The organism is Frankia tisae (genome assembly GCF_025403405.1).
GTDB lineage: Bacteria > Actinomycetota > Actinomycetes > Frankiales > Frankiaceae > Frankia > Frankia tisai.
In genome coordinates this window covers 1-5,689 of the sequence record NZ_JANEZT010000404.1, presented here as the reverse complement: position 1 = coordinate 5,689, position 5,689 = coordinate 1, and the positions used below count along the sequence as shown (strand labels likewise).

Here is a 5,689-nt window from a genome sequence, read left to right as displayed (position 1 = left end):
GTGATTGACGGCATCACGGCATAGCGCCACCATCTAACTTCATAGCGTAGTTGCTGGATGGAGAATGCCTGGTCCTCCGTCGGGCGAAGAGGGAAGGCGGCACCCGTGCCGAACGACCGCAGGACCTTCATGCGCCTCGCCGCGATGGCCGGTGGGACCGCGCCATTCGCACTCGGCGCGGTCTCGCCCGCCGCGGCTGCGCCTGTCCACGCCACCGTGCCGCTGCAGCGCCCCCCGACCAGGCCGCCGATGATCGTCCGCGGCCCCGACGCCGACAGCCCGGGCCGGCTCACCGCCGGTAATGCCGCCGGGCTGCTCGTCGGTAGCTGGGACGACTCCCCGTACAGCGCTGTCGGCGGCATCTGGCGCGCGGGCGCCGTGCGCTACCTCGACGGCAGCAACGAGCCGGCGGCCGTGAACGCCGCCGGCGTCGTCATCGGCGACGCCGTGACCCACTACGACCGCCAGGCGTTCCGCTGGGCCGACGGGAACTACCAGCTCCTGGGCTTCCTTGGTGGCACGGGCGGCCTCGGCGGGCGACGTAGCAGCGCGAGAGCCATCGGCCGCACCGGGGCCATCGTCGGCGTCAGCAGCACCGATAGTGGCGAGGAGCACGCCGCCCTGTGGTGGGGCGGCCGGGCACGGGACCTCGGTACCCTCGGCGGCCCGTCGAGCGCCGCCGTGGCGGTCAATGCCGCAGGCCACATCGTCGGCACCAGCACGACCGCCGGCGGGCAGCAACGCGCCGTCCTCTGGTCCGCGGGGACCATTCACGACCTCGGCACGCTCGGCGGCCCGTCGAGCGCCGCCGTCGCCGTCAACGAGCACGGGCAGGTCGTCGGCTCCAGCGACACCGTGACCGGCGCCCGTCGCGCCGTGCTCTGGGACCGGGGCCGCGCGATCGACCTGGGCACCCTGCCGGGCGACACCGCGTCCAGCGCGATTGCGATCAACGGCGTCGGTCAGGTGCTCGTCAGCTCGTTCGGAGAGTCGTACAGCGCCTTCCTCTGGCAGGCCGGACGCCGCATCCCGCTGAGGGTGGCCGGGGGCGACGTCGAGCCGGCCGATCTGAACGACCAGGGGATCGTCTGCGGCACCGTGACCGCGCCCCGCGTCGGCGGCGTCACGCATGCGTTCCGCTGGCAGACCGGCCGGCTCACCGACCTCGGCACCCTCGGCGGCGCCTACAGCGGCGCGCAGGCCATCACCCCGGCCGGGATCATCCTCGGCTCGGCCACCGCGGCGAGCTCGCCGGTGCCGCAGGCGGTGTTCTGGCCCGCCGCCGACCGCTGAAGCCGCCGAGCCGGCGAAGCGGTTGGCCGGGGAGACCGGGAAAGCGCCGTCAGGCGGCTGCCTCGGCCAACACGAGGAGGTATTCGAACTCGTAGCGCCCCGGACCGCCCAGCGGACCCAGATACTCGCCGGCGGCGAATCGCAGCAGGTCGTCGTCGAGCGCGGCGAGGAGTTTCGGATCCGTACCGAGACGTTCGTATGTCTCGACGACCGGCGCGAAAGATGCCCGGTAGAGCGCGCACCATTGCGCCGGCGACCCGGCGAAGTCCAGCCGGGCTGTGCGCCGATGCGTTTCCAGCCGGGTGACCCGGTCGCCGAACAGGGCACGCACGTGGTCGGGGTTGCCCCAGTCCGTCGGCGCGAGCGCACCCTCCGGACGGGTGGGGGCGTGCCGTTCCAGCAACGCGAACAGCCGTCCCATCGCCCCGCCGGCGGTCCAGTTCGCCATCGCCACCGTGCCGCCCGGACGGCACACCCGCACCAGCTCCCGCGCCGTCGCGGCCTGGTCGGGGGCGAACATCGCGCCGATGCAGGACACCACCACGTCGAAGTCGTCGTCGACGAAGGGCAGCCGCTCCGCGTCCGCCTCCAGCCATTCCATGCTGATGCCGCGCGCAGCCGCCGCCTGCCGGCCCCGTTCGATCAGCTTGGGGGTGAGGTCGGAGGCGGTCACGTCCGCACCCAGTTCCGCGGCCGCGAGGGCGGCGTTGCCGCTGCCGGCGGCGACGTCGAGCACCCGGTGGACGGGGGCGACACCCGCGGCCCGGACGAGGTCGCCGCCGAGGCCGACGAGCAGGCGGGCGATCACCGAGTAGTCCCCGCGGGCCCAGGTTCGGTCGTCCAGGTCGGGGCCGCCCGACGCCTCCGACACGGCGGTCGCGGCGGTTGCCGCCCGCCCGACCAGCGCCTGCACATCGATATTGTCAACAGCCATGATCTTCCTTTCCCGGCACGGGTTCACGGATTTCACCGGACGATCAACCTCATCTGAAAGAAACCCCAGGTGGACCGACGATAAACAGCAGGGAGCACCCACGAAGGGCACGCCACACCCGGCTTCCGAGGCCAACGAAATATCCCCGGAAGCCGACGGGCACTATCTTCTGTGATCGGGCGGTGACGCGCCAGCGATACGGATGGCCGACGAATTGATGCGGTCCCCGCCCGGTAATGCGGCGGATGCGGTATAAGCCCCAACCGGACGGTGGGCCGACGATCGCCCCGTTTCGGCTGGCCGGTACGACGCGCCCCAGGCAGCCGGATCGGCCAGGATGTCGGACGGGGTGTTCGGCCCCCGGCAGCCGCCCACCCCATGCCCGTGCGGACGCGGACCGGGGCGTGCCGGGCACCGACCAGCAGGGGCACCGACCAGCAGGGGCACCGACCAGCAGGGGCACCGACCAGCGCTACGGAGGATCAGCATGAGCGAGTCCGGCGACGTCGCCGTCCAGACCCGGCCCGACCACGTCGCGGTCGTCGAGATCCGCCGGCCGCCGCACAACTACTTCGACGTGAACCTCATCGAGGAACTCGCCGACACCTACGACAAGCTCGCGGCCGGCTCCGAGGTCCGTGCGATCGTCCTCGCCGCGCAGGGCAGGCACTTCTGCGCGGGCGCCGACTTCGCCGGCACCAGTACGGCTGCGGCGGTCTCGGCCGAGGAGGGGGCGCCGGCTCTCTACCGGGCGGCGCTGCGGCTGTTCACCGCCCCGATCCCGGTGGTGGCGGCGGTGCAGGGCAGCGCGATCGGCGGCGGGGTGGGGCTCGCGCTGTCCGCGGACTTTCGGGTGGCGAGCCCCGAGACCCGGTTCGTGGCGAACTTCTCCCGGCTCGGCCTGCACCAGGGCTTCGGCCTGTCGGTGACGCTGCCGGCGGTCGTCGGCCGGCAGAAGGCACTCGACCTGCTCTACACCGGTCGCCGCGTCGGCGGCCAGGAGGCGTTCGAGATCGGCCTGGCCGACCGGCTCGCCCCGGCGGAGGGGCTGCGCGACGCGGCGCTCGCGTTCGCCGCCGAGATCGCCGCGGCCGCGCCCCTGGCGGTGCGCAGCATCCGGCAGACGATGTGGGCCGACCTCGTGCCCGCGATCCAGGCCGCCACCGAGCGGGAGGCGTCCGAGCAGGCCATCCTGCGGGCCACCACCGACTTCGCCGAGGGCGTGCGGGCCACCGCCGAGCGCCGCGACCCCCGCTTCACCGGCCGCTGAGCCGGCGCCCCGGGCTCGGGAGAAGCAACGCAATCTCCCGGCCCGGGCGAGGCTCCGCGGCCACGGCGGACGGCCTCGCCCTGCTCGGCGTGGTGCTCGGCAGTCACCGACGTTTTCGGGGGTGGGCGGGGATAGCATGCCGCGCTGTGGACCTTGGCCTGGCGTACTTTCCGACCGACTACTCGATGCCCGTCGGCGATCTCGCGGCCGCGGCGGAGGAACGCGGGTTCGAATCGCTGTTCCTGTGCGAGCACACCCACATCCCGGTCTCGCGGCGCTCGCCCTATCCACAGGGAGGCGAGCTGCCCCGGGAGTACTCGCACACGCTCGACCCGTTCGTGGCGTTCGGCGCCATCGTCGCCGTCACCCGCCGGCTGCGCTTCGGCCCCGGCATCTGCCTGGTCACCCAGCGGGACCCCATCGTCACCGCCAAGGAGGTGGCGTCGGTGGACCACCTCTCGGACGGCCGGTTCCTGTTCGGAGTCGGCGCGGGCTGGAACACCGAGGAGATGATCGACCACGGCACGGACCCCACGCGGCGCTGGGCGGTCGCCCGCGAGCGCGTCCTGGCGATGCGGACGATCTGGACGCAGGAGGAGGCGGAGTTCCACGGGACGTTCGTCGACTTCCCGCCGATGTGGTCCTGGCCGAAGCCGGTCCAGGTCGGCGGGCCGCCGGTGCTCGTCGGCGGCGCGGGCCCCCGGGCCTTGGACCGGGTGCTCGACTACGGCGACGGCTGGTTCCCGATCTATGGCGCGATCCGGTCGGACGCCGGGGAGCGGATCGCCGAGCTGCGGACCCGGGCCGCCGACCTCGGCCGGCCCGCTCCGTCGGTGACCGTCTTCGGCGTGCCGCCGGAGCCGGCCCGGGTCGAGGAGATGGCCGCCGCCGGGGTCGACCGGGCGCTGCTGCTGATCCCGTCGGAGCCGGCGGCGCAGGCACTCGAAACGCTCGACCGGTTCGCCGGCCTGCTCCCCGCGCCGGCCTGAACCTCGCAGGCTTGGACCGGGTTGGCGGCCGAACCGGGCGGCGGGGCGGGCTCCCGCCGGATGGTCGGCTTCACGCGCGGGCGGTGGTCGCGGGTGGCGGGGATCGGTTGTCGACGATGTCGCCGGTGGCGAGGTGGCAGCCGCGTTCGAGCAGGCGGCGTGCCGTCCAGGTGGTGTCGACGCCGTCGGCGATCATCTCGATCCCCAGATCGAGCACGGTGGTGAGGAAGCGGTCGGTGAAGATGCGTTGGCGCTCCTGCGTCGACGGGTCGACCCACAGCGCCGTGTAGGCAGGATGCAGCATGATCATGTCAACGGGGAGCAGCCGCAGGCTGTCCACGGTGGTGTCCGCCGAGCCGACCTCGTCCAGGGCGATCCGTACACCCCCGCGATGCAGCCGCGTCAGGACCTGGGCGGTGGCGTCGAGGTCACGGTCCCGGCTCGTCCCGCGGATGTCGAGGACGAGCGCGCCGGCCGGCAGCCCCGCGTCGGCCAACGCGGAGGAGATCTCCGCGGTCAGGCCCGCACGGGTCGTCCGCGCGGCGAGCAGCGGCACATGTACCGCCGCCGGACGCGCACCGGGTGGCGTCCGGCGGGCGATCCACTCCAGCGCATGGCGCAGCAGGAACCGGTCGAGGGTCGGCCCGATGCCGGCCGAGTCGCCCAGGGCCGCCAGCCGCGGTGGGCGCAGCACGCCCAGCCGAGGGTGGTGCCATTCCATCCGGGCCTGGTAAGCGGACACCTCGTCGGTCGCCAGATCGACGACGGGCCGCAGGGAGACGCTGAGCCGGCCGCCACTCGGGTCGTCGCGGACGGCCGCGGCGAGGGCGGCGTGCAGGGCGGGCACGGTGTCCGGCGCGGTGAGGTCGGCGTCGTAGACCGTGAGGAGTCCGCCCTTGCCGGACTTGGCCGAGTACATCGCCAGGTCCGCCCGGTGCAGCAGGGTCTCGGCCGTGATCGCGACATCGGCGGGGCCGACGACGACGAGCCCGAAACTGGCCGCGACGGCGTAGGTGGTGTCCGCGAGCCGGACCGGGACGCGGACCGCCTCGGCGAGTCGGCGCCCGATCGCCACCGGGTCGTCGGCGTCGCCCGGCGGCAGATCGCGACCGTCGGCATCCGCGCCCGGCGGCTCCGGGCCGGCCCGCGCACTGGTACCGGCTGCGGGTGGCATCGGGCTTGCGGGAGGGGCCGGGCTTGCAG

Annotated in this window: 5 protein-coding genes; 3 read left to right on the top strand and 2 right to left on the bottom strand. The window is 73.7% G+C overall.

Annotated elements, in window-relative coordinates; translation table 11 throughout:
* Positions 1-105: 105 nt before the first annotated feature.
* Positions 106-1,293, top strand: coding sequence for an HAF repeat-containing protein (locus NBZ85_RS26705; protein WP_261559838.1), 1,188 nt, complete (start codon positions 106-108; stop codon positions 1,291-1,293).
* A gap of 49 nt (positions 1,294-1,342) precedes the next feature.
* On the opposite strand, the gene NBZ85_RS26700 is transcribed toward NBZ85_RS26705, so the two are convergent.
* A complete protein-coding gene (locus NBZ85_RS26700; RefSeq protein ID WP_261559837.1) occupies positions 1,343-2,227 on the bottom strand; it encodes a class I SAM-dependent methyltransferase in 885 nt (294 codons plus the stop codon).
* Between the two features lie 487 nt (positions 2,228-2,714).
* On the opposite strand from NBZ85_RS26700, the gene NBZ85_RS26695 reads away from it, so the two are divergent.
* Together NBZ85_RS26695 and NBZ85_RS26690 are read left to right on the top strand one after the other, a co-directional pair.
* Positions 2,715-3,497 carry an enoyl-CoA hydratase/isomerase family protein gene (locus NBZ85_RS26695; RefSeq protein ID WP_261559836.1) on the top strand — a complete coding sequence of 261 codons (783 nt, stop codon included), beginning with the start codon at positions 2,715-2,717 and terminating at the stop codon, positions 3,495-3,497.
* Between the two features lie 146 nt (positions 3,498-3,643).
* Entirely contained in the window at positions 3,644-4,486 is an 843-nt protein-coding gene (locus tag NBZ85_RS26690) for an LLM class F420-dependent oxidoreductase (protein WP_261559835.1), read from the top strand.
* A 70-nt stretch (positions 4,487-4,556) separates the two neighbouring features.
* Here NBZ85_RS26690 and NBZ85_RS26685 read toward each other — a convergent pair.
* Positions 4,557-5,689 (bottom strand): GGDEF domain-containing protein (locus NBZ85_RS26685; RefSeq protein ID WP_261559834.1); only part of this gene is annotated, 1,133 nt, incomplete at its 5' end.